Here is a 21,748-nt window from a genome sequence, read left to right as displayed (position 1 = left end):
GGTCAGCCGACGACGGTCAGTCGCTGGGTCGGTCGCGTCATCGCCACGTAGAGGCTCGCGTTGCCCCGTGCCGTCGCCTCGCGGATGCGCGAGGGCGCGACCACCACGACGGAATCGAATTCGAGGCCCTTGGACGTCGCCGGGCTGAGCACCGAGATGGGCTTCGTCAGCGACGCCGTGCCGGGGGCGACCTCGCCGGGATAGACGGCCACCAAGGCCTCGACCAGGGCCGGGACGACCTCGTCGGGGGCGATGACGGCCGTGGTGCCGGAGGCGTCGATGCCGCGGTCGACGGCCACGGCGTCGGTGACGGCCGCCACGAGTGCCGCACCGGTCAGGCCGCGGCCGGTCTCGAGCACGGGCCACTCGCTCGACCGCACCGACCGACTCGGGGTGATGCGCAGACCGCTGTCGCGGGCCAGCCCCTCGGCGTACTCGACGATCTGGCTCGGCGTGCGGTAGTTGACCGTCAGCTCTTCCAGGCGCCAGGGCGCCGACGTGCCGGCCGCCGCCGAACCGCGCCGACGGCCCAGGAGGCTCTGCAGGGCGCGGTCCCACGACGACGCGGAGGCGGGGCTCGACGCCTGCGCGATGTCGCCCACGACGGTGAACGAACGCAGCGGGCAGCGTCGCGACAGCAGGCGCCACTGCATCGGCGACAGCTCCTGGGCCTCGTCGACGACGACGTGACCGTAGGCCCAGGTGCGATCGCCCGCGGCCCGCTCGGCGGTGGTCATGCTCGCGGCGCGCTCGGCGAAGCCGCCCGCGATCTGCTCGGCCGACACCATGCCCTCGACACCCATGTTCTCGATGGCGCGCTCGGCGTTCTCGATGTCGCGCTTGCGCTGCGCCTTGCGTGCCTGCTTCTCGGGGTCGACGCCCGCGCCGAACTCGCCGAGCAACTCGGCCGCCTCGTCGAGCAGCGGGATGTCCGAGATCGTGAACTCCGAGCCGCGCGGCCGACGCAGCAGGGCCCGCTGCTCGGGTGTCCACCGGGGGGTCAGGGACGCGAACCAGTTCGGTCGCGCGTAGAGGTCTTCGACGAGCTTCTCGGCGGAGAGCGGCATCCAGGCCGTGTTGAGCAGCACGCGGACGTCGTACGACTGGCGGATGTCCTCGCGGAGCACCGCCTCGTCCGACTCGTCGACGGTCGTGCCGTGGTCGCGCATCTGCGCGACGAGCTGCCGCGTCAGAGCGGCGAGGGCCTGCTTGTTGAACGTGACGCGCCCGAGGTTGTGCTGCTTGCCGCGGTCCTGTGCGCGCTTCATCGCGTCGCCGATCAGCTCGGGGTGCACCACGAGACGCTCGCCGTTGATGTCGATCGTCGTGGGCTCGCTCGGCCGGATCTGGCGCGACCGCACCGCGCGCCGCAACAGGTCGGCCATCTCGGCGGACCCCTTGAGCGCGGCCACGGCCGGTTCGTCGTCACGAGTCGCCTCGATGTCGGGATACAACCCGCCGAGGCTGGACAGCACGACACCGCTCTCGCCGAGCGACGGCAGCACCTGCTCGATGTAGCGCAGGAACGAGCGCGACGGCCCGACGACGAGCACGCCCGAGCCGCGGAGTCGATCGCGGTGCGAGTAGAGCAGATAGGCCGCGCGGTGCAGGGCGACGGCCGTCTTGCCGGTGCCCGGACCGCCCTGCACGACGAGCACGCCGTCCAGCTGCGACCGGATGATGCGGTCCTGCTCGGCCTGGATGGTGGCGACGATGTCGGTCATGCGACCCGTGCGCTGCGCGGTGAGGGCCGCCATCAGCGCCCCCTCGCCCTGCAGCTGCACGTCGTCGCGATCGAGCAGCTCGGGGTCGAAGACCTCGTCCTCGAGGCGCACGACGCGGCGGCCGTCGAGCGTGAGGTGACGTCGCGCGCGGACGCCCATCGGGGTCGCCGCGGTGGCCTGGTAGAACGCGCTGGCCCCGGGCACCCGCCAGTCGAGCAGGATCGGGTGGTGGTCCTCGTCGCGGAGGCCGATGCGCCCGATGTACCGGTGCCGACCCGTCTCGCCCGCCGACGTGGCGTCGGGGGTCTCCAGCTCGAGGCGCCCGAAGGCCAGGCGCTCGTCGACGGCGCCCAGCTGGACGATCGTGTCCTCGTAGAGCCGGGCGAACGCGTCGCGCTCGGTCCGGCTCTGGTGATTGCCCCCGACCGTCTCGCGGCGGGTGCGCTCGAGGCGCACGCGGGCGTCCGCCTTCAGCTCGTCGAGCCGCGCGTAGAGCGTGGCGACATAGCCGCGTTCGCGGTCAAGTTCGGAAGACACCAAGTACACAACCCCTCGGGAAAAGTCGGCATGTCAGTCTAACGAGTCCGAGGAGGCGCGGGGCACGAACGAACGACGCGCGCCGACCCGAGACGGGTGGCGCGCGTCGCGTGCGGCGGTGTGGCCGCAGAGTGGTTTCAGAACTCCTCGTGCGTGACGGGGTCGCCGTCCCACAGCCGACCGCGCTCGAGACCGCTGATCGCGGCGACCTCGTCCTCGGACAGCTCGAAGTCGAAGACATCGAGGTTCTCGCGCTGACGACCGGGGTCGGCCGACTTCGGCACCGGCACGGCGCCGAGCTGGACGTGCCAGCGCAACACGACCTGCGTCGGGGTCTTGCCGTGGGCCCGGGCGATGTCGGTGACGACGCCCTCGGTCAGGAGCTCGCTCTGCTTCGCGAGCGGGCTCCAGCTCTCGGTGACGATGCCCATGCTCTGATGCACGGCGCGCAGTTCCGCCTGGGGGAAGTACGGGTGCAGCTCGATCTGGTTCACGGCCGGCACGACACCGGTCTCGTCCGCGACGCGCTGCAGGTGCTCGGCCGTGAAGTTCGAGACGCCGACGGACTTCACGAGACCGTCCTCCTGCAGCTTCACGAACGCGCGGAACGCATCGACGTACTTGTCGACCCGGGGCAGCGGCCAGTGGATGAGGTAGAGGTCGACGTAATCGAGCCCCAGGTTGGCGCGGCTCTCCTCGAAACTCGCCAGCGCCTCCTCGTAGCCGTGGTGACGACCGGGGAGCTTCGTCGTGACGACGAGGTCGGCACGCGGCACCTCGGTGCGGCGGATGGCCTCGCCGACGGCGTCCTCGTTCGTGTAGTTGAGGGCGGTGTCGAGCAGACGGTAGCCCGAGTCGATCGCCGTGGCGATCTGCCCGGCGCCCTCGTCGCCGTTCATGCCGTAGGTGCCGAGCCCGAGGGCCGGGAGCGTCGTGCCGTCGTTCAGCCCGATCGACGGGGCCGTCATCAGCTCACCCCGAGCAGGTCGATGACGAAGATCAGGGTCTTGCCCGAGAGGCGGTGGCCTCCGCCGGCAGGGCCGTAGGCGAGGTGCGGGGGTAGCACGAGCTGGCGGCGTCCGCCGACCTTCATACCGGGGATGCCCTCCTGCCACCCACGGACGAGAGCCGCGAGGGGGAAGGTGATGGGCTCGCCGCGGCCCCACGATGCGTCGAACTCCTCACCGGAGTCGAACTCGACGCCGACGTAGTGGACGGTCACGGTCGATCCGCTCTGGGCCTCGTCGCCGTCGCCGACCGTGATGTCGGTGATCTCGAGCTCGGCGGGGGCCGGAGCGGTGGGGGCGTCGATCTCGGGCTTGGTCTGGGGGTCGTGAGTCATGCTGACCATCCAACCACTCGACCCGGGACCGAGACACGTCCGCAGCCCTGCTCCATCGGGCATGAAACCGGGTCGGCCCCTCGAATCCTCCCTGCGAGGCTCGAGTGGCCGACCCGACATCCGTCCGCACCGAGATCAGTTCATCGATGCGAACGAATGGACGCTACTCCCCCTCGCGACCGGGTCAAAATCGACGTCGCGGTCGAGTCCCGTCGCAGCCGGGGCACAATGAAGCCTTGAGCACTTCACCTCCCGCACCCGGCGCGAACGGTCGCCGCCCGGTCTTCGTCGACATCACCCCCCTCAAGGTCAGCCCGGCCTTCGCCCGCCTGTTCGTCGGCTCGTCGATCAGTGGCATCGGCACGCAGCTGACCCTCGTCGCCGTCGGCCTCGAGGTGTACGACATCACGAGGTCGACGTTCGCCGTCGCGCTCGTCGGCGTCGTGTCCCTCGTACCGATGATCGTCGCCGGGCTCTACGGCGGCATGCTCGCCGACGCGTTCGACCGGCGCAAGGTCGCCCTCGTGGCCGCCGTCTTCGCCTGGCTGTCGACCGCGGCCATCGCCCTGCACGCGTATCTCGGCCTGCACGAGGTCGTACTGCTCTACGTCCTGACCACCGTCAACGCGGTCGCCGGCACGCTCATCGGCACCTCCCGCGCCTCCATCGTGCCCCGGCTGCTGCCGACGCACCTGCTGCCCGCCGCCTCCGCCCTCGGCGGGATCGGCACCGGTCTGATGCTGACCGTCGGGCCGGCGCTCGCGGGCGTGCTCGTCGCCTCGGTCGGGTTCCCGATCACGTACACCGTCGACGTCGTGCTGTTCTCCTTCGCCTTCCTCGGCATCCTCACGTTGCCGCCGATCCGTCCCGAGGGCGAGACGCAGCGCCCCGGGCTCGAGTCGCTCGCGTTCGGCATGAGGTTCCTGCGCCGCTCGCCGACCATCCGCACCACCTTCATCGTCGACATCGTCGCGATGACGTTCGGCCAGCCCCGCGTGCTCTTTCCCGTGGTCGGAGCGGTCGTGATCGGAGGAGGCGCGGTGACGGTCGGCGTCCTCACCGCCTCGTACGCGATCGGGGCGCTGCTCTGCAGCGTGTTCTCCGGCCGCCTGGGGCACGTGAGGCGCCAGGGCCGCGCGGTGAACATCGCCATCACCGTCTACGGCGGGTTCATCCTGCTGTTCGGCCTCGTCCTGCTCATCACGCCCGCCCGGGGTCTCGGCAGCATCACCGAAGGCCTGGACGATGCCAACCTCGTCGCCCTGGCGGCGGCGGCCGTCGCGTTGGCCGGGGCGGGCGCGGCCGACAACGTGAGTGCGATCTTCCGCTCGACGATCTTGCAGGCGGCGGCACCCGATGCCATGCGCGGTCGCCTCCAGGGCATCTTCATCGTGGTGGTCACGGGCGGGCCGCGCATCGGCGACCTGTTCGTCGGCCTCGTCGCGGCAGCCGGCGTGATGTGGCCGCCCCTGCTCGGCGGAGCGCTGATCATCGTGCTCGTCGGGGTGATCGCGCGGCTCACGCCGACGTTCGGCACATACGACGCGCTGCACCCGATCCCCTAGCCAATCCCGCCGCAGGGTCGGCGGTCACCAGGTCTGCGGCGGCTGCTGCCCGGGGTACTGCTGGCCGGGGTACTGCTGCCCCGGGTAGTGCTGGCCAGGGTCCGGCTGCGCTGGGTACTGCTGGCCTGGGTACTGCTGCGCGGGGTACTGCTGCCCCGGCCCGTACTGCGGCCCCGGCCCGAACTGCGGCTCGGGGTAGCCGACGAAGGCGACGGCCGGCGCCTGGAGCGCGCGTCGGGCGATGGTCAGCTGGTCGAGCAGTTCGCCCTCATCGCGCCTCGACGCCTCGTCCGCGCGCCCCTTGACGATCCGCTGTCGGGTGAACGCGAGTCGCGTCGCGGTGGAGACGAACCGCTTCATCGCGGCGCTCTGTCCGTTGACCGCCGCCCACTGCTTCGCCTGACGACGACCCGCGCCCGTCGAGAGCATCTGCACCTCGTCCGGGCTGAACCATCCGACCGAGCCGTACTCGACGAGACGGTCGTGCGTGACGTGGCGTTCGTTGCGTCGGAGGAGCACGACGAGCAGGATCATCGCGACGAAGATCGGCACCTGGACGAGCAGGTAGTACACGAAGAAACCGTCGTCCGTGACGAAGCTCAGGGCCCCGTTCCAGAGGGCGTGCAGCAGGATGGCGGGCACGAGCCCGATGAAGTAGAACCCGACGGCACCGCCCGGGCCGGTCTTGCGGGCCGCGAAGCCCAGGGCCACCCCGGTGCACGCGGTGTACATGACGTGCGCGAACGGCGACATCAGGGCGCGGACGACGAACACGTAGCCGAGTCCCCCGACGCCGTACTGCAGGTCGTCCGAGACCTGCAGTCCGAAGTACTGGATGTTCTCGACGAAGGCGAACCCGGCCGCGACCGTGGCGGCATAGACGACCCCGTCGACAGGACCGTCGAAGTTCTTGCGGAAGATCCAGAGGACGAGCAGGACCCCGAAGCCCTTCGCGCCCTCCTCGACGATGGGTGCCTGGACGACGGCGCCGAACAGGTCGCTGCCCCCGCCCGCTCCGACGATCTGCTGGGCCGTCACGACGACGACGTCCACGATCAGCGCCGTGCCGACGGCGACGGCGGCACCCCAGAGGAAGGCGAACAGCAGCGCCAGGCGCGGCTCGGGTTCCCAGCGGTCGACGAGCCAGATGCCGACGAGCACGATCGCCAACGGCACGAACGCCAGCAGGCTGGCCGCGAGCAGGATCGCCACCGGCAGCACCTGGACGAAGTACACGAGCACGGCGAGCGCGAAGACGCCGATCACGGTGAAGCCGACCGAGAGCCCGACGAGGCTGGCGGTGCCCCGGCGCGGCTTGGGCAGCGGAGGAGGCGCGGCGAAGACCGGCTGGACGGGGTACCAGACGGGCTCGGGGTTGGCCATCGGTCGTCCGTACGGGTCGTACCCGGGCGCTCCGGTGTCCGGGTATCCAGGCCAGCTCATACCAGCGACCCTAGAGGACACGGCCCGAGCGCGGTCGCCGATACGCTCTCTGTCATGCAGCCGATCGTCTCGCGACCCCAGCTGCCGGGCGCGTGGCGGTACATCCTGATGCGGGTCTGGCACGACTTCCTCCGGCATCGCACCGTCGACACCGCCGCGTCGCTGACGTTCTTCTCCACGCTGGCGCTCTTTCCCGGTGCGCTGACGCTGGTGTCCGGGGTCGCCCTGTTCCAGGACGGCGACGACGCGGTCGACGACATCCTCACGGTGGCCCGTTACGTCATCCGCCCCGATGCGGCCGAGGCGATCCGGGCGCCGCTCGAACAGCTGCTCAGCCTGTCGAGCCCGGGGGCCGGCTTCGCCGTCGGACTCATCGGCACCCTGTGGTCGCTGTCGGGCTACACGACCGCGTTCGGCCGGGCCATGAACACGGTCTACGAGGTCGAGGAGGGGCGTCGCATCTGGAAGTTCCGTGGCCAGATGATGCTCGTCACGCTCGTGCTGATGGTGTCGTACGGAGCGATCGCCGTGATCCTGCTCGTGACGCCGACCGTCATCGACGGCATCGGTGACGCGGCCGGCTTCGGTCGTCCGTGGATCGACCTCTGGAACGTGCTCAAGTGGCCCGTGCTCGTCGGCCTGGCCGTGTTCGTCGTCGGGCTGCTCTACTACTTCACCCCGAACATCCGACCGCCGCGCATCCGCTGGGTGTCGTACGGCGCGCTGCTCGCCCTCGGCGTCTGGGCGCTCTGCACGACCGGCTTCGCGATCTACGTGGCGACGGTGTCGAACTACGACCGCGTCTACGGCTGGTTGGGCGGCGCCATCATCACGTTGATCTATTCGTACATCAGCAACTTCGTGCTCGTGATCGGCGGCGAGCTGGACAGCGAGATCCTCCGCATGCGTCAACTCAACCGCGGCATCCCCGCCGAGGAGAGCATCCCGCTGCCGCTCCGCGACACCACGCGCAACCTCGTCCTGGCCCGCAACCGGGAATGGGACATCCGCAACGGTCGCGCCATCCGCGAAGCGGCCGTCCGCGAGCACGGCGCCGAGCTGCGCGAGCAGGCCGGCGACCGCCCCGTCCTCGCTGAGCCGGCGGGCGACGGCTCGCTGCGCTGACCGACGAGGAGGCGCGGACGAGGAGGCGCGGGTCAGCCCGCGGTCTCGTCCCCCGGGTTTCGGGCACCGGCCGTGTTCGCCGCTCGCGCCACGACCGCGGCCGGGTCGTCGATGTCGATGATCGGGATCGCGGCCGTGACGGCCTCGATGCCCGACAAGCGAGCCGGCGACAGCACCTTGCGCACCTGCTCCTCGCTCATGAGCCCCGCGGCCACGACCAGTGCGGCGATCGATGCGTTCGTCGTCAGGGCCGTGTGGGCGATGGCGGCCGCCGCCGAGTAGCCGATGTACGGCGTGAGCGCCGTGACACTGCCGACGTTCGTCTCGACCTGCTGCGACAGCCGTGCCCGGTTGGCCTGGATGCCGTCGACGCAGTTCTCGCGGAGGGTCGCGCAGGCCCGTGTCATCCACTGCAGGCTCTGCAGCACGGAGTGCGCGATGACCGGTTCGAACGCGTTCAGCTGGAGCTGCCCCGCCTCGGCCGCCATCGTCACGGTGACGTCGGCACCGGCCACCGCGAAGGCGACCTGGTTCACGACCTCGGGGATGACGGGGTTCACCTTGCCGGGCATGATCGACGAGCCGGCCTGACGCGGGGGCAGCGTGATCTCGCCGATGCCGGCCTGAGGGCCGGACGACAGCAGACGCAGGTCGTTGCAGATCTTCGACAGCTTGATCGCGCTGCGCTTCAGCGCACCCGACAAGGTCATGAACACGCCCGCGTCGCTCGTGGCCTCGATCAGGTCGGGCGCGGTGACGAGCGGCAGCTCCGTGAGGTCGGTGAGGTGGCGGCGGACGGCCTCCGCGTACTTCGGGTCGGCCGTGATGCCCGTGCCGATCGCCGTCGCGCCGAGGTTGATCTCGCCGAGCAGCGGCATGACGTCGCGCAGCCGCTGGGCGTCCTCGCCGAGCGTGTGCGCGAAACCGGTGAACTCCTGGCCGAGGGTCATCGGGACGGCGTCCTGGAGCTGCGTCCGACCGACCTTGAGCACGTCGTGGAACTCGGCGCCCTTGGCCGAGAACGACGCCGCGAGCAGGTCCAGCTCGTCGAGCAGCCGCCGCATCGAGAACACCATCGCGATCTTGATCGCGGTCGGGTACGTGTCGTTCGTCGACTGGCTGCGGTTGACCTCGTCGATGGGGTGCAGGTGCGCGTAGTCGCCCCGGGCGTGACCGAGCAGTTCGAGGGCGCGGTTGGCGATCACCTCGTTGCTGTTCATGTTCGTGGACGTGCCCGCGCCTCCTTGGATGACGCCCACGGCGAAGTGCTCGTGCAGGGCACCGCCGCGGATCTCGACGCAGGCGCGCTCGATGGCCTCGGCCTTCGTGCGGTCGAGGACGCCGATCTCGACGTTGGCTCGCGCAGCGGCCTGCTTGACCACGGCGAGTGCCTCGACCAGGTCGGTGTAGACGCTGATGGGGCGGTTCGAGATCGGGAAGTTCTCGAGGGCGCGGAGGGTGTGGATGCCCCAGTAGACATCGGCCGGCACCTCCCGACTGCCCAGGGAATCGGTCTCGGTTCGCGTCGCGGTGGCCGGTACGGGTGCGCCGGTGTCGGTCTCGATCGTCACGGATCACGTGCCTTTCGTCGTCGATTGCGCCCGGTCGTCGTCGACCGGAGCGGTCGCCGACGAGCCTACCGAGCCGAGGAGGCGCGGGCTCGGAACACGCGGAATGATCAACACGTGTCGCGCAGAGCGATCGCCGCGGGAATAGCCGCACGACCCCTCTCGTTGCACAGTCTGCAACGAGACGTTGCCCTCTCTCCTGTCCCCTCGGGACGCCACACCCCGCGCTCTTCCGGATCGCCCTGCACGAGAACGACATCGACTTGACACTGACGCGCGACGCCACGCCCGATTCCCCCTCCGCCGACTCGCCCCTCGACCGTCCCCTCCCGCGCCGGGAGCAGCGCGAGCGAGATGCACTCACGACGACGCGCGACCCTCGCGTCGTGACGGCCGTGCTCGCCCTGACCGGCATGGTCGCGGCCCTCATGCAGATGCTGGTCATCCCGATCGTGCCCGAGTTCCCACGGCTGCTCGACGTCCAGGCGAGCGACGCCACCTGGATCGTCACCGCGACCCTGCTGTCCGCCGCCGTGTTCACGCCGATCGCGGGTCGCCTCGGCGACCTGTACGGCAAGCGACGCATCGTCTTGGTGCTGCTCGTCGTGATGATCGTCGGGTCGGTGATCGCCGCCTCCTCGTCCGTCCTGCTGCCCCTGATCGTCGGGCGGGCCCTCCAGGGTGCCGCCATCGGCGTCATCCCGCTCGGCATCAGCATCCTGCGCGACACGCTGCACCCCGACCGCCTCGGAGGCGCGGTCGCGCTCGTCAGCGCCACCCTCGGCTTCGGTGGTGCCATCGGCCTGCCGCTGTCCGCGTGGATCAGCCAGACCTACGACTGGCACGTGCTGTTCTGGACGGCCGCCGGGCTGGGCGTGGTCGTGCTCGTCCTGGTCGCCGTGTTCATCCCCGTGAGCACCCTCCGCACGGGTGGTCGCTTCGACCTGCCCGGTGCGATCGGACTCGCCGTCGGGCTCACCGGCGTGCTGCTGGCCGTCTCGAAGGGCAACGACTGGGGCTGGACGAGCGTCTCGACGCTCGTCAGCGGGCTCGTCGGACTCGTCGTGCTCGTGCTGTTCGGCTGGTACCAGCTGCGCGTCGCGAGCCCGCTCGTCGATCTGCGCGTCGCGGTCCGCCCCGCGGTGCTGCTCACCAACCTCGCATCGATCGCGCTCGGCTTCGCCCTGTTCGGCAGCAACGTGTCGCTGCCCCAGCTGCTCGAGCTGCCGACGGAGACCGGTGTCGGGCTCGGCCAGACGATCATGGTCGCGTCGCTCTGCCTCGCGCCGTCCGGTGTCGTGATGATGCTGATGGCGCCGGTGGCCTCCCGGGCGACCGCCCGCTTCGGCGCCCGGCTCTGCCTCGTGGTCGGTGGCGCACTGATCGTCGTGAGCTACGCGGTCGCGGCCCTGTTCTTCAGCCAGGTCTGGCAGATCGTGCTCGTGTCGGTGCTGATCGGCTTCGGCATCGGCCTCGCGTACGCCGCCATGCCGACGCTCATCATGCACGCCGTGCCGGCGACCGAGACGGCCGCGGCGAACGGGCTGAACACACTCATGCGCTCACTCGGCACGACGAGCGCGTCGGCCGTCGTCGGCCTGCTGCTCACGGCGAACTCGGTGCCGTTCGGCGACGCCCTCGTGCCGACGGCCGACGGGTTCCGCCTCACGTTCGTGATCGGCGGGGTCGCGGCTCTCGTCAGCGTCGTCATCGCACTGTTCATCCCCCGGCGCGAGCCCCGCTATGAGCGAGCCGCCCTCCCCGCCGACTGAGGCGCGACGATGTGTCGCGTCGGGTGCATGTTTCCGACGAACACCCACCCGACGCGACACATCGTTCGGAGGAACGTCAGGAGGCGCGGCGCGGGTCGGACCCCCGCGGCCCGGGCTAACGGTGGAAGCCGGGGATGATCAGGTAGATGCCGTAGAGCACGCCGAGGGCGCACAGCACGAAGCAGGCATAGGCCGCGACGGAGCGCCCCGTGCCGCGGTTCTCGACGGTGTACAGCCGCAGCCCGAGCGAATACAGGCTGACGAGCGCCGCCGCGGAGAACAGCGAGACGAGCGCGACGATGACGAAGGCGCTCCAGTCGATCATCGTGTGCTCCCGTCGATCGTGTCATCCGTGCTTGTGACATCGGTGGCCGTGCCCGGTACGGACGGCTCGTCCAACCGGACGAACCGCGCCTGGGAGGTCGGCTGCGGCCTCTCGACCCGGCCCTTGCGTGCGGCCCGGCGGGCCCGCCGGCGTTGCAGGACACTCGTCGCCGCCACGTCGACCTCGAGGGCCGACGAATGGTCGACCGGCTTGCGTCGAGACAGCAGGAAGATCCCGGCGATGACGGCGACACCGACGACGGCGTCGACGACGAGACCGCCCACGCCGAGTGTCGCGATGAAGGCGGCGACCGCGCCCACGGCGGCCGAGGCGGGCAGGGTGATGAACCAGGCGATGACGATCTTGCCGGCCGTGCCCCATTGGATCTTCGAGCCGCGTCGTCCGAGGCCGGCACCGATGATCGAGCCGCTCGAGACCTGCGTGGTCGACAGGGCGAAGCCGAGGTGGCTCGACGCCAGGATCGTCGCCGTGGTCGAGGCCTCGGCCGAGAAGCCCTGCGTCGGCTTGATGTCGGTGAGCCCGCCGCCGAGCGTCTTGATGATGCGCCAGCCGCCGGTGTACGTGCCGGCCGCGATCGCGAACGCGCAGACCACGACCACCCAGAGCGGCGGGCCCGAGCCGGCCCCGAGCGAGCCGGAGGCGATCAGCGTGAGGGTGATGACGCCCATCGTCTTCTGCGCGTCGTTGGTTCCGTGCGCGAGCGAGACGAGCGACGACGTGAAGATCTGGCCGTAGCGGAAGCCGCCGCGCTCGCTCTTGTCGTCGCGGCGGCGGGTGATCGTGTAGGCGAGTCGGGTCGCCGTGTAGCCGACCACGCCGGCGATGAGCGGGGCGAGCAAGGCCGGTAGGACGACCTTCGAGAGCACGACCGAGAAGTCGATCGAGCCGACGCCGGCACCGACGAGGGCCGCGCCGATCAGACCGCCGAACAGCGCGTGCGACGAACTCGACGGTAGGCCGCGGAGCCACGTGATCATGTTCCAGACGACGGCACCGATGAGACCCGCGAAGATCATCTCGGGAGTGATCTGCACCCCGCCGTCGCCCTCGCGGATGATCCCACCCGACACCGTCTTGGCCACCTCGGTACTGAGGAACGCCCCGATCAGGTTGAGCACTGCCGCGACGGTCACCGCGACCTTCGGCTTCATGGCGCCGGTGGCGATCGGTGTCGCCATCGCGTTGGCGGTGTCGTGAAAACCGTTTGTGAAGTCGAAGAAGAGGGCCAACGCGATGACCAGGACGACTATGAGCGTGAGATCCACCGCGGCGAGTCTGTCAGCCCGATGAACGACGGTCAAATAGGACGTGGATCACGGGTGTCCAGGAGGTGAACGCGGTCCTCGCGATGCCCCGAGATCCCTCAGACGTGCGGGACGAACGCCTGCCAGGCCCGACGACGCTCGCCGCGCGGGTCGTGCTCGACCCGGTCACGGGTGTCGATGATCAGGGTGCGACGGCGGAACGGATCGTAGGGCGGCCACTCGGCCGCGCCCCGGGCGCCGTCGGACGTCGGCGGCACGTCGGGCACGCCCGTCCGGACGAAGGCGAGCCACCGAGCCCGCATCCGGTCGGCCGTCCGCAGGAAGACCCGTCGCCCGCCGAGCACGCTCATCGTCCAGCCGAACGCGCTGCCCATCCGGTCGTAGAGCGCCCAGAGCTCGAGCCCGTGGAAGGCGTCGACCCCGGCGACGCGGACGATGCGCGGCGCGGCGTCGAAGCGGTAGAAGAAGACGGGCTGGAACCGAGCGTGCCGCTCGGCCACCTTGACCGTCGGGTACCAGAACGCGTAGTCGCCGCCGAAGTCGAGCGCGGCCGGTCGATCGGGCAGGCCGGGGTACTGCTTCTTGATCGCCTTGCGCGACTTCTTCTCGGTCTTGGCGAAGATGGCCCGGATGCGCGGCTTGGTGGTCGCGAGGATGTCGCGCCGGCCGGTGAAGACCGACCCTTCGCGGTCGTTCGTGCCGATGATCAGCGGCACGGGGTGGGCGCGGCCGGCCTTGAACGCGTCGAGCGGCCGCTCGGGCAGGAAACTCCCGTCGATCACCGGCGACAGGCTGATCGTGCCGGGTTGCTCGTCGGGTGTCCTCAGCTGCAGCTGCGCCGTCGCACGCACGTGGGCCCGGACGGGGGCGCGCATCAGCAGGTCCGCCACCGCGTCGTCCGACGTCGACTCGACATCGCCGTCGTCGACCTGATGGCTCAGCAGTTCGAGGTACTCCGCGGCCCAGCGCTGCGTCACGTCGGGCGGGTAGATGGCGTTCGTCGGCGCGCTCTGGGCGATCGCCCGGTGGAACAACCCGGAGGCGCGGGGCACCGCCATCAGGGTGGTCACGGCGTTGCCGCCCGAGCTCTCGCCCGACAGCGTCACGGCGTCGGGGTCTCCGCCGAACGCGTCGATGTTGTCGCGCACCCACTCGAGCGCCGCGACCTGATCGCGCAGGCCCAGGTTCGACTCGAGGGGCACCTCGGGTGTCGACCAGTGCGAGAAGTCGAGATAGCCGAAGGCGCCCAGTCGGTAGTTGATGCTCACGTAGACGATGCCGCCCTCGCGCACGAGCGTCTCCCCCTGCCGGGGGAACTCGCGCGACGAGCCCACGCTGTACGCGCCTCCATGCACGAACACGAGCACCGGGAGCCGATCGCCGGCGCGCGATCCCTCGGGGGCCAGGACATTGAGCGTCAGGCAGTCCTCCGACTGCGGGGATCGCGCGTCGATGCCGACGAACTGACCGCGGTCCTGCGGCGCGGCCGGTCCGAAGTGGGCGGCGTCGCGGACACCACGCCACGCCGTCGGCGGGTGAGGCGCCTGGAACCGGAACGTCCCGGTGGGAGGCGCGGCGTACGGCATGCCCCGCCAGGCCAGCACACCGCGCTCCTGGACTCCACGGACGAGGCCGTGCGTCGTCTCGCGGACCCGGGGCGCGGGCGTCGACAGAAGGGTCACGACCCGATGCTACGAGCAGGAGGCGCGGAGCGGCTGGGCGTCGTGACGACGACCGCCGAACGGCGGGCCTGAAAGAATGGCGGGAACGATTGACGACGAACGGGGTCGAGCACAGGCATGGAACTCGGTGAACTGCTGATCATCTTGACCGGATCGTTGCTGGTGACCGGGTTCGCCCGATGGCGCGGGTTGCCGGCGCCCCTCCTCACCGTTGCCGTCGCCCTGCTGGTGTCGTTCATCCCCGGGTTGCCCGACATCGAGATCGACTCCGAGGTGATCCTCACCGTCGTGCTGCCCCCGCTGCTCTATTCGGCCTCCCTCGACGTGTCGCTGCTGAACTTCCGGGAGAGCCGCGTCCAGATCCAGAGGCTCGGCATCGGCGCCGTCCTCGTCACGGCCTTCGTCGTCGGCGGTGTCGCCTACGTGCTCATCCCCGACATGACCCTGCCCGCCGCGATCCTGGTCGGCGCCGTCGTGGCACCGCCCGACGCCGTCTCGGCGGCCGCGATCGGCCGGAAGCTCGGCCTGCCCCGCAAGGTGATGACCGTGTTGTCCGGCGAGAGCCTCATCAACGACGCCGCCTCGCTCACCCTCGTCAAGGTGTTCCTGGCGATCGTCGGCGGCGCCACCCTGACCATCTGGCAGGACTTCGGCATCTTCGGCCTCGCGATCGGCGTCGGCGTCGGGGTCGGCCTCGTGCTCGGGTTCATCGCCCACTCGGTGCGGATGAAGCTCGACGACCCGGTGATCGAGATCGTGATCGGGCTCCTCCTGCCGTTCGTGGCCTACATCGCGGCGGAGGAGCTGAGCGGCTCGGGTGTGCTGGCCGTCGTGGCCGCCGGGCTCTTCGTCGGTTTCAACTCACCGCGCACCGGGTACGCCACACGCCTGCAGGAGCGCCCGTTCTGGGCTGCCGCCGACATCATGCTCGAGGGCTTCGTCTTCGCCCTGATCGGCCTCCAGCTGAAGACCGTCGCCAGCGAGGTCGCCGAGAGCGATCGCGGCCTCGGCGAGAGCGTCGGCGTCGCGTTCGTCGTGCTGGCGGTGGTCATCCTGATCAGACCGGTGTTCGTGTTCGCGAGCTATTACGCGGCCCGGCTCCTCCGCTACCTGCTGTTGTCGCGCCTCCTTCGCGGTCTCCGGCGCGTGCGCCGCCTGCGGCGCATCCGCTACCACCCGCAGCCCAAACTGGACTGGCGCCAGCTCAGCGTCATCTCGTGGACCGGCATGCGCGGCGTCGTCACGCTCGCGGCCGTCGTGTCGATCCCCGCGGTCACCGACTCGGGGGTGCCCGTGCCCGCGCGCGACACGATGTTCTTGATCGCGTTCGTCGTGACCGTCGGCACCCTGTTGATCCAGGGCCTGACGCTGCCGGCCGTGATCCGCCTCCTCGGCGTCCGGGACACCACGCAGCGCGACCGCGATCTGCAGGCCGAGATGTCGGTCTTCGCCACGAGCACCCGCGAGACGCTCGACTACGTCGAGAACCGACGGGTGGCCTGGTCGAAGCAGTTCGGCACCGAGCTCACCGAACGGGCGATCCAGATCACGACGGCACGACTCGTCCGCCAGAACGAGGCCCTGCAGCGCGGCGCGCTCGATCAAGCGACCGATCGCGACGCGACCGACGACGCTACGGCGGAGTCCGACGGCGCACGCCTGGCACGGCGGGCCATCGGCACGATCCGACGCGAGCTGCTCGCCAAGCGGCGCGAGGTCGTGCTGCGGGAACGCGACGCCGGCAAGCTCGACGAGGAAGTCATGCGCCAAGTGCTGCTCGGACTCGACGCCGAGGAGCTCGCCATGGACACGTCGGCCCTCGCCCAGAGCCGAGGCTGACACGGGGTCGGGGCCGACACGGGCGTATCCTCGACGGGACGACGGGAGACACGAGTGACGGGCAGCAGCCGAGGCGCACGGACGAGGGGTGCGCAGCCGGTCGGCGCCACTCCCGCGAAGGCCGAGCCGGGTCGTTACCGTCGCTGGTACTCGACCCTGCACCCATCCCTCCAGCTGATCGGTCTGCAGCTCTGGCTGCCGCTGTTCTTCATCGTCGGCTTCTGCCTCTGCTACATCGCGGCGTTCCACTCGCCGCACCCGCACGACGTGCCCGTCGCCGTCGTCGGTCAGTCGTCGCAGCTGCAGTCGCAGCTCGACAGCGCCGTCCCGGGGGTGCTCGACCTGACCTCGTACCGCACCGCCGACGAGGCGAAGGAGGCGGTGGTCACCGGTCACATGGCCGTCGCCTACGACCCCGCCGACCGCACGATCTACAAGGCCAGCGCACACCAGTACCAGGTGGCGGCCCTCATACCGGCCATGCTGCAGCCCGTGCTCCAGGCCGAGGGCGTGACGCCGACCATCACCGATCTGGCACCGTTGCCGGCTCACGACGAGTACGGCACCGTCTCGATGTACCTCATGCTTTCGTGGTGCATCGGCGGTTACATGGTGGCGATGTTCATCGGCCTGATGGGCGCGCCGTTGCGGCACCGCACCCGCATGGCCGTGATCGTGGTCGGCGCGGCCCTCATCTCGCTCATCACGAACGTGCTGGCCGGCCCGGTGATCGGCGCCGTCGACGGGCACTTCGGCACGCTGTTCGTGATCGCCTGGGCCTGGATCGTCTCGATCGGTCTCGCCGTGAACGGCATCAGCTACTTCGCCGGCCGTTTCGTCGCCCTGCCGGCGATGATCATCTTCGTCTTCCTGTCGATGCCGGGCTCGGGGGCCGCGTACCCCGCGTGGTTCATGCCGCAGCCGTTCGCCTGGCTGAACAACGTCGTCGTCGGCAGCGGCATCACCGAGATGCTGAAGCGCGTGCTGTACGGCGTCGGCCCCGGATACGGACGCGGACTCACGATGATGGCCTGCTACGCCGCAGCAGGGATCGTCCTGATGATCGTCGGCAAGCGCTGGTGGGAGAACCGGCGCATCCGCCGGATCGTCACGGGCCGGACGACGATGTTCAACGACGCGACGACGGCGAACCGCGAGTTCCTGCTCGCCGAACGCGACGACGTGCTCGCCCGGCACGGTCTCGTCGCGACCGAGACGGGCACGATCAACACGATCTCCGACGAGGAGCGCGACGGGCTGCGCGACGTCGACGACGACACGACGACGGGCATGTTCTTCAGCGCACCCGGTGGGCTCGAGGCCGAGACGGTCACGACCAGGCCCGTGCAGGTCGTGGCGGGGCCCCGATCGGCCGCCGAGCCGCGGGACCGGAGCCGCCTGGACAGCGACCGCCGCGACGGTCGTCACCCCGAGTACCCTGGCTCACCGTGACCCGCGTGTACTGGCATCGTCTGCTCGTGGCCGTCGTGATCGTGCTGATCGTGGCCGCCGCGCTGTTCTACCTGTTCTCCGTGACGATGGCACCTCAGGGCCCGGACGTCGCCGAGCGCTTCGTCGCCCTCGCGTGGATCTCGTTCGTCGCCGCCGTGGGCGCCGGCATCGTGGACTTCTTCGTCCGGTTCAACGGGCCGCGTCCGCGCGACGACCGGTAGCTCGCCGCACCCGTCACGGCACGGGACTCCCGCCCTATTCGGCGGCGAGGTCGGGGCTCAACGCCCGCCGCTCCTCCACCGTGGCGAGATCCTCGCCGAACACGAACTCGGCCGCCACACGTCCGCCGCGCAAGACGTCCGGCAGCCAGAAGCGGGCGTCGTGCCACATGCGGTCGACGGGCAGCGCCTCGACCGCGAACCACTCGGGTGTCAGCTCGTCGCTCTCGGCCGGGTCGCCCTGCCAGCGGGTCGTGACGAAGACCGTCGACCGCTGACTCCACGACTCGCGGTGAGGGAAGAGGTAGAGCAGGCCACCCCGGTGGTCGAGGTCGACGGGGTCGACCCGGACACCGCCCTCTTCGACGATCTCGCGCACGGCGGCCTCTCGGGAGGACTCGCCCGACTCGAGCTTGCCCCCGAGGCCGACGAAGTAGCCGGTGCCGAGCCCGCGCTTCTTGCGTCCGAGCAGGACCTCGTGGCGCCCGTCGACGGTTCGCAGCAGGTAGGTCACGCAGACGCGGTAGGCGGACATGCCCGAAGGCTAGCGCGACGGATGCCGGGTGTCAGGGACGCCCGGGCGTCCGGTCCGGTCCGCACCCCGGGTTCTGTCGGTGGCCGCGCGTAGGCTCGTCGTCATGTGTCGAACAGGAGACGGCGGCCCCGGAGCCCGGCCGTGACCGAGCCCAGCGAGTCGGAGCGTCGCGACGAGCGTGCCCGGGGGCCCGCCTTCCGCGGCGCCGGTCGCAGCCTCGAGGTGCTGCGAGCCGAGGCACACGACGAGCTCGCGGCCCTGATCGAACTGCGCTGCCGCAACGGCGAAGACCCCTGGGACGTCATCCCGAACCTGCCGACGGTCGACGAGCAGGTCGTCGTGTCGATCCGGGCCGAGGCTCTCGGGCTCGACGGCATCCCCACCACCGCCGCCGCAGCCCTCGAACTCGCCGACGAGCGCGAGTTCCTGCGTGGCATCGCCCTGTGGCACCCCGAGCTGTCGCGCGCGGTGTGGTCGCTCATGGGCCGACTCGACGCCGCATCGCGCTGACGCGGCCGTCGTACGCGACGATGTCGGAGGCGGCTCCTACCCTGAGGGCATGACCTGGCCAGACGTCCTCACCGTGACCATCGGCGCCTTCGTGGGTGCGGGCGCGGCCTTCGGCGCCAACATGCTCGTGCGCTGGCTGGAGGCGAGACGGGGCGAGGCCGCGGCCCTGACCGAGCTCATCACCGAGATCCACTTCCGGCGGGTGCTGCGCCGGCGGGCTCCGGTCGTCTCTCCGAACGCGGTCGCCATCGATCCCCTGTACGACCGGGCCCGACACTCGATCGGCACCCTGCGCGGCACGATCCGCGACGCCCGGCGTCACTGCCAGAACCGCTCCAGGGCGCTGCCCGTGCTCAACGAGATGACCCTCGCGTGCAACACCTTCCTCGACGACAGCGAGACGACACCCGATGCGTACCGATTGCACCTGATGCAGCTCCACGCGCGGTTGAACGCGTCGGTGCGGCGGCTCCGCTCCTCACGACGCGCCATCGCCGATCTCGAGCCCGGCGATGCGACCCTGGCGCCGACGGTCGAAGGCCTGCGCGTGCCGACGCAGCTCCTGCCGAACGGTCCCGACGACGAGCGCGAGGCGTCGGCGACCGACCCGGCCTCCTGAACTCGCCCCGTGCCTCCTCGTGGTGAGCGGGTTCGCGGGCGGCGTCAGTACGCTGGTCGGATGGTCCCCGCGCCTCGTGCCCCTCGCAAACCCGTCACCCGCTCGCACCACGGTCACGACTTCGTCGACGACTACGAATGGTTGCGCGAGAAGACCAATCCCGAGGTGACCGCCTACCTCGAGGCCGAGAACGCCCACACCGAGGCCGAGACGGCCCATCTCGATGGCCTGCGCGGCACGGTCTTCGACGAGATCAAGTCGCGCGTGCAAGAGACCGACCTGGGTGTGCCCGTGCGTGAGGGCGCCTACTGGTACTACTCGAGGACGGCCGAGGGCAAGCAGTACGGCATCCACTGCCGAGCACCGATCTCGGGCCCCGACGACTGGACTCCCCCGCAGCTCAGCGCCGACGAGCCGGCCGACGGCGAGCAGATCCTGCTCGACGGCAACGTCGAGGCCGAGGGGCACGACTTCTTCTCGATCGGCAGCTTCGACGTGTCGCCGGACGGGCGGCTGCTCGCCTATGCGGTCGACACCGAGGGCGACGAGCGCTACACGCTGCGTCTCCGCGATCTCGACACCGGCGAGAACCTTCCCGACGAGGTCACGGAGACCGCCCCGGGGGCGGTGTTCGACGCGACGGGCCACTACGTCTTCTACCCGACCGTGGACGAGTCGTGGCGCCCCGACACCATCTGGCGACACGAGGTCGGGTCGTCGGCCGACGACGTCGTCGTCTTCACCGAGACCGACGACCGCTACTGGATCGGCGTGGGTCTGACCCGGAGCCGCCAGTACCTCGTGATCGACATCGGCTCGAAGATCACCAGCGAGACCTGGCTGCTCGACGCCACCGACCCCACCGGCGAGTTCCGCGTCGTGTGGCCACGCCGTGAGGGCGTCGAGTACGAGGTCGAACACGCCATCGTGGCCGGCAGCGACCGCCTGCTCATCATCCACAACGACGGCGCCGAGAACTTCGAGCTCGTCGACGTGCCGGCCGACGACCCCCGGTCGTCCACGGATCGCCAGACGATCATCGCCCATCGGGACGACGTCCGTCTCGAGTCGGTCGACGCCTTCGCCGGCCATCTGGTCGTCGGCTACCGCCGCGAGGCGCTGCCCCGGTTCGCGATCGTCCCGCTCGGCCGAGACGGCTACGGCGCCGTGACCGAGGTCGAGTTCGACGAGCCCCTGTTCGCCGCCGGCGCGAGCGGGAACCCCGAGTTCGCGCAGCCCACCGTCCGCTTCGGCTACACGTCGTTCGTCACGCCGTCCGCCGTGTACGACCTCGACGTCCGCAACGGCGAGCGGCGCCTGCTGAAGCGGCAGAACGTGCTCGGCGGGTACGACCCGGCCGACTACGAGCAGAGCCGCGAATGGGCGACCGCCGCCGACGGCACCCTGATCCCGATCTCACTCGTCTGGCGACGTGACGCCGTACCGACGACCGGGCCCGCGCCCGTGCACCTCTACGGATACGGCTCGTACGAGCACAGCATCGACCCCGGCTTCAGCGTGGCGAGGCTGTCCCTGCTCGACCGGGGCGTCGTGTTCGCCGTGGCGCACGTGCGCGGCGGCGGCGAACTGGGCCGACGGTGGTACGAGCAGGGCAAGACCCTGACCAAGCGCAACACGTTCACCGACTTCGTCGACGTCGCGTCGCACCTCATCGACGAGGGACGCACGACTCCCGAGCTGATGGTGGCCGAGGGCGGCAGTGCGGGTGGTCTGCTGATGGGTGCCGTCGCCAACCTGGCACCCGAGAAGTTCGCCGGCATCGTGGCGGCGGTGCCCTTCGTCGACGCGCTGACCAGCATCCTCGACCCGTCCCTCCCCCTCACCGTCATCGAGTGGGACGAGTGGGGCGACCCGCTGCACGACGCCGAGGTCTACGAGTACATGCGGGGCTACTCGCCGTACGAGAACGTGCGCGAGGGCGTCCAGTACCCGCGCATCCTCGCCGTCACCTCCCTCAACGACACCCGGGTGCTGTACGTCGAGCCGGCCAAGTGGACGGCGCGACTCCGCGACGTCGGGGCTCCCGTCCTGCTGAAGACCGAGATGTCGGCCGGGCACGGCGGCGTCAGCGGTCGCTACGAGTCGTGGCGGGAGCGGGCGTTCGAGATCGCGTGGATCGTGGACGTGCTCGGCCTCGCCGACCCGGCCCGCGCCTCCTAGGCTGCCGCGGCGGACCCGCACTCGT

18 protein-coding genes are annotated in these 21,748 nt (G+C 70.4%); 9 read left to right on the top strand and 9 right to left on the bottom strand.

Annotated features, from left to right (window positions below; translation table 11 throughout):
• Nucleotides 1-2 precede the first annotated feature (2 nt).
• The 3 genes from ACPEEZ_RS05595 to ACPEEZ_RS05585 form a co-directional block, all read right to left on the bottom strand.
• The gene (locus tag ACPEEZ_RS05595; RefSeq protein WP_423923635.1) at nucleotides 3-2,264 is read right to left on the bottom strand and encodes a HelD family protein; all 2,262 of its coding nucleotides are present in this window, start codon (nucleotides 2,262-2,264) and stop codon (nucleotides 3-5) included.
• A 134-nt stretch (nucleotides 2,265-2,398) separates the two neighbouring features.
• Nucleotides 2,399-3,232, bottom strand: a complete 834-nt coding sequence (locus ACPEEZ_RS05590) for an aldo/keto reductase (RefSeq protein WP_423924183.1) — start codon at nucleotides 3,230-3,232, stop codon at nucleotides 2,399-2,401.
• Nucleotides 3,229-3,603, bottom strand: coding sequence for an FKBP-type peptidyl-prolyl cis-trans isomerase (locus ACPEEZ_RS05585; protein ID WP_423923633.1), 375 nt, complete (start codon nucleotides 3,601-3,603; stop codon nucleotides 3,229-3,231). The genes ACPEEZ_RS05590 and ACPEEZ_RS05585 overlap by 4 nt, the downstream gene beginning before the upstream one ends.
• 236 nt (nucleotides 3,604-3,839) lie before the next feature.
• Between ACPEEZ_RS05585 and ACPEEZ_RS05580 the strand changes: the two genes are divergently transcribed.
• On the top strand, nucleotides 3,840-5,168 hold the full coding sequence (locus tag ACPEEZ_RS05580) for an MFS transporter (protein ID WP_423923631.1): 1,329 nt from the start codon (nucleotides 3,840-3,842) through the stop codon (nucleotides 5,166-5,168).
• 24 nt (nucleotides 5,169-5,192) lie between these two features.
• Here the strand turns inward: ACPEEZ_RS05580 and ACPEEZ_RS05575 are convergent, their stop codons facing one another.
• Complete coding sequence (locus tag ACPEEZ_RS05575; RefSeq protein ID WP_423923629.1) at nucleotides 5,193-6,611, bottom strand: PrsW family intramembrane metalloprotease; 1,419 nt, start codon at nucleotides 6,609-6,611, stop codon at nucleotides 5,193-5,195.
• Between the two features lie 54 nt (nucleotides 6,612-6,665).
• Between ACPEEZ_RS05575 and ACPEEZ_RS05570 the strand changes: the two genes are divergently transcribed.
• A complete protein-coding gene (locus ACPEEZ_RS05570) occupies nucleotides 6,666-7,736 on the top strand; it encodes a YhjD/YihY/BrkB family envelope integrity protein (RefSeq protein WP_423923627.1) in 1,071 nt (356 codons plus the stop codon).
• Nucleotides 7,737-7,768: 32 nt separating this feature from the next.
• On the opposite strand, the gene ACPEEZ_RS05565 is transcribed toward ACPEEZ_RS05570, so the two are convergent.
• On the bottom strand, nucleotides 7,769-9,307 hold the full coding sequence (locus tag ACPEEZ_RS05565) for an aspartate ammonia-lyase (protein ID WP_423923625.1): 1,539 nt from the start codon (nucleotides 9,305-9,307) through the stop codon (nucleotides 7,769-7,771).
• 383 nt (nucleotides 9,308-9,690) lie between these two features.
• Between ACPEEZ_RS05565 and ACPEEZ_RS05560 the strand changes: the two genes are divergently transcribed.
• Nucleotides 9,691-11,076: an MFS transporter gene (locus tag ACPEEZ_RS05560; protein ID WP_423923623.1), complete on the top strand. Its 1,386-nt coding sequence runs from the start codon at nucleotides 9,691-9,693 to the stop codon at nucleotides 11,074-11,076.
• Nucleotides 11,077-11,191: 115 nt separating this feature from the next.
• On the opposite strand, the gene ACPEEZ_RS05555 is transcribed toward ACPEEZ_RS05560, so the two are convergent.
• The 3 genes from ACPEEZ_RS05555 to ACPEEZ_RS05545 all read right to left on the bottom strand — a co-directional run bounded on the left by ACPEEZ_RS05555 (nucleotide 11,192) and on the right by ACPEEZ_RS05545 (nucleotide 14,369).
• Nucleotides 11,192-11,401: a hypothetical protein gene (locus ACPEEZ_RS05555; protein WP_423923621.1), complete on the bottom strand. Its 210-nt coding sequence runs from the start codon at nucleotides 11,399-11,401 to the stop codon at nucleotides 11,192-11,194.
• Nucleotides 11,398-12,687, bottom strand: coding sequence for an anion permease (locus tag ACPEEZ_RS05550; protein ID WP_423923619.1), 1,290 nt, complete (start codon nucleotides 12,685-12,687; stop codon nucleotides 11,398-11,400). The genes ACPEEZ_RS05555 and ACPEEZ_RS05550 overlap by 4 nt, the downstream gene beginning before the upstream one ends.
• Nucleotides 12,688-12,785: 98 nt before the next feature.
• Complete coding sequence (locus tag ACPEEZ_RS05545; RefSeq protein WP_423923617.1) at nucleotides 12,786-14,369, bottom strand: carboxylesterase/lipase family protein; 1,584 nt, start codon at nucleotides 14,367-14,369, stop codon at nucleotides 12,786-12,788.
• A 117-nt stretch (nucleotides 14,370-14,486) separates the two neighbouring features.
• Here ACPEEZ_RS05545 and ACPEEZ_RS05540 point away from each other — a divergent pair, with 117 nt between their 5' ends.
• From ACPEEZ_RS05540 to ACPEEZ_RS05530, 3 genes are read left to right on the top strand one after another with little or no spacing between them, the layout of a single operon-like run.
• On the top strand, nucleotides 14,487-16,208 hold the full coding sequence (locus ACPEEZ_RS05540) for a cation:proton antiporter (protein WP_423923615.1): 1,722 nt from the start codon (nucleotides 14,487-14,489) through the stop codon (nucleotides 16,206-16,208).
• A gap of 54 nt (nucleotides 16,209-16,262) precedes the next feature.
• Nucleotides 16,263-17,660, top strand: a complete 1,398-nt coding sequence (locus ACPEEZ_RS05535; protein WP_423923613.1) for an ABC transporter permease — start codon at nucleotides 16,263-16,265, stop codon at nucleotides 17,658-17,660.
• Nucleotides 17,657-17,881 carry a hypothetical protein gene (locus ACPEEZ_RS05530; protein ID WP_423923611.1) on the top strand — a complete coding sequence of 75 codons (225 nt, stop codon included), beginning with the start codon at nucleotides 17,657-17,659 and terminating at the stop codon, nucleotides 17,879-17,881. Before ACPEEZ_RS05535 ends, ACPEEZ_RS05530 begins: the two co-directional genes overlap by 4 nt.
• Nucleotides 17,882-17,915: 34 nt before the next feature.
• Here ACPEEZ_RS05530 and ACPEEZ_RS05525 read toward each other — a convergent pair whose 3' ends face one another.
• Entirely contained in the window at nucleotides 17,916-18,413 is a 498-nt protein-coding gene (locus ACPEEZ_RS05525; RefSeq protein ID WP_423923609.1) for an 8-oxo-dGTP diphosphatase, read from the bottom strand.
• Nucleotides 18,414-18,554: 141 nt separating this feature from the next.
• Here ACPEEZ_RS05525 and ACPEEZ_RS05520 point away from each other — a divergent pair, with 141 nt between their 5' ends.
• The 3 genes from ACPEEZ_RS05520 to ACPEEZ_RS05510 are packed head-to-tail and all read left to right on the top strand — an operon-like array spanning nucleotide 18,555 to nucleotide 21,723.
• Nucleotides 18,555-18,923: a hypothetical protein gene (locus tag ACPEEZ_RS05520; RefSeq protein WP_423923607.1), complete on the top strand. Its 369-nt coding sequence runs from the start codon at nucleotides 18,555-18,557 to the stop codon at nucleotides 18,921-18,923.
• A gap of 49 nt (nucleotides 18,924-18,972) precedes the next feature.
• A complete protein-coding gene (locus ACPEEZ_RS05515; protein WP_423923605.1) occupies nucleotides 18,973-19,542 on the top strand; it encodes a hypothetical protein in 570 nt (189 codons plus the stop codon).
• 60 nt (nucleotides 19,543-19,602) lie between these two features.
• Nucleotides 19,603-21,723 carry a S9 family peptidase gene (locus ACPEEZ_RS05510; RefSeq protein ID WP_423923603.1) on the top strand — a complete coding sequence of 707 codons (2,121 nt, stop codon included), beginning with the start codon at nucleotides 19,603-19,605 and terminating at the stop codon, nucleotides 21,721-21,723.
• The last annotated feature ends 25 nt before the right edge of the window (nucleotides 21,724-21,748 follow it).

Source organism: Frigoribacterium sp. 2-23 (assembly GCF_049601585.1).
Lineage (GTDB): Bacteria > Actinomycetota > Actinomycetes > Actinomycetales > Microbacteriaceae > Frigoribacterium.
This window is presented reverse-complemented; position numbering and strand designations above follow the sequence as displayed.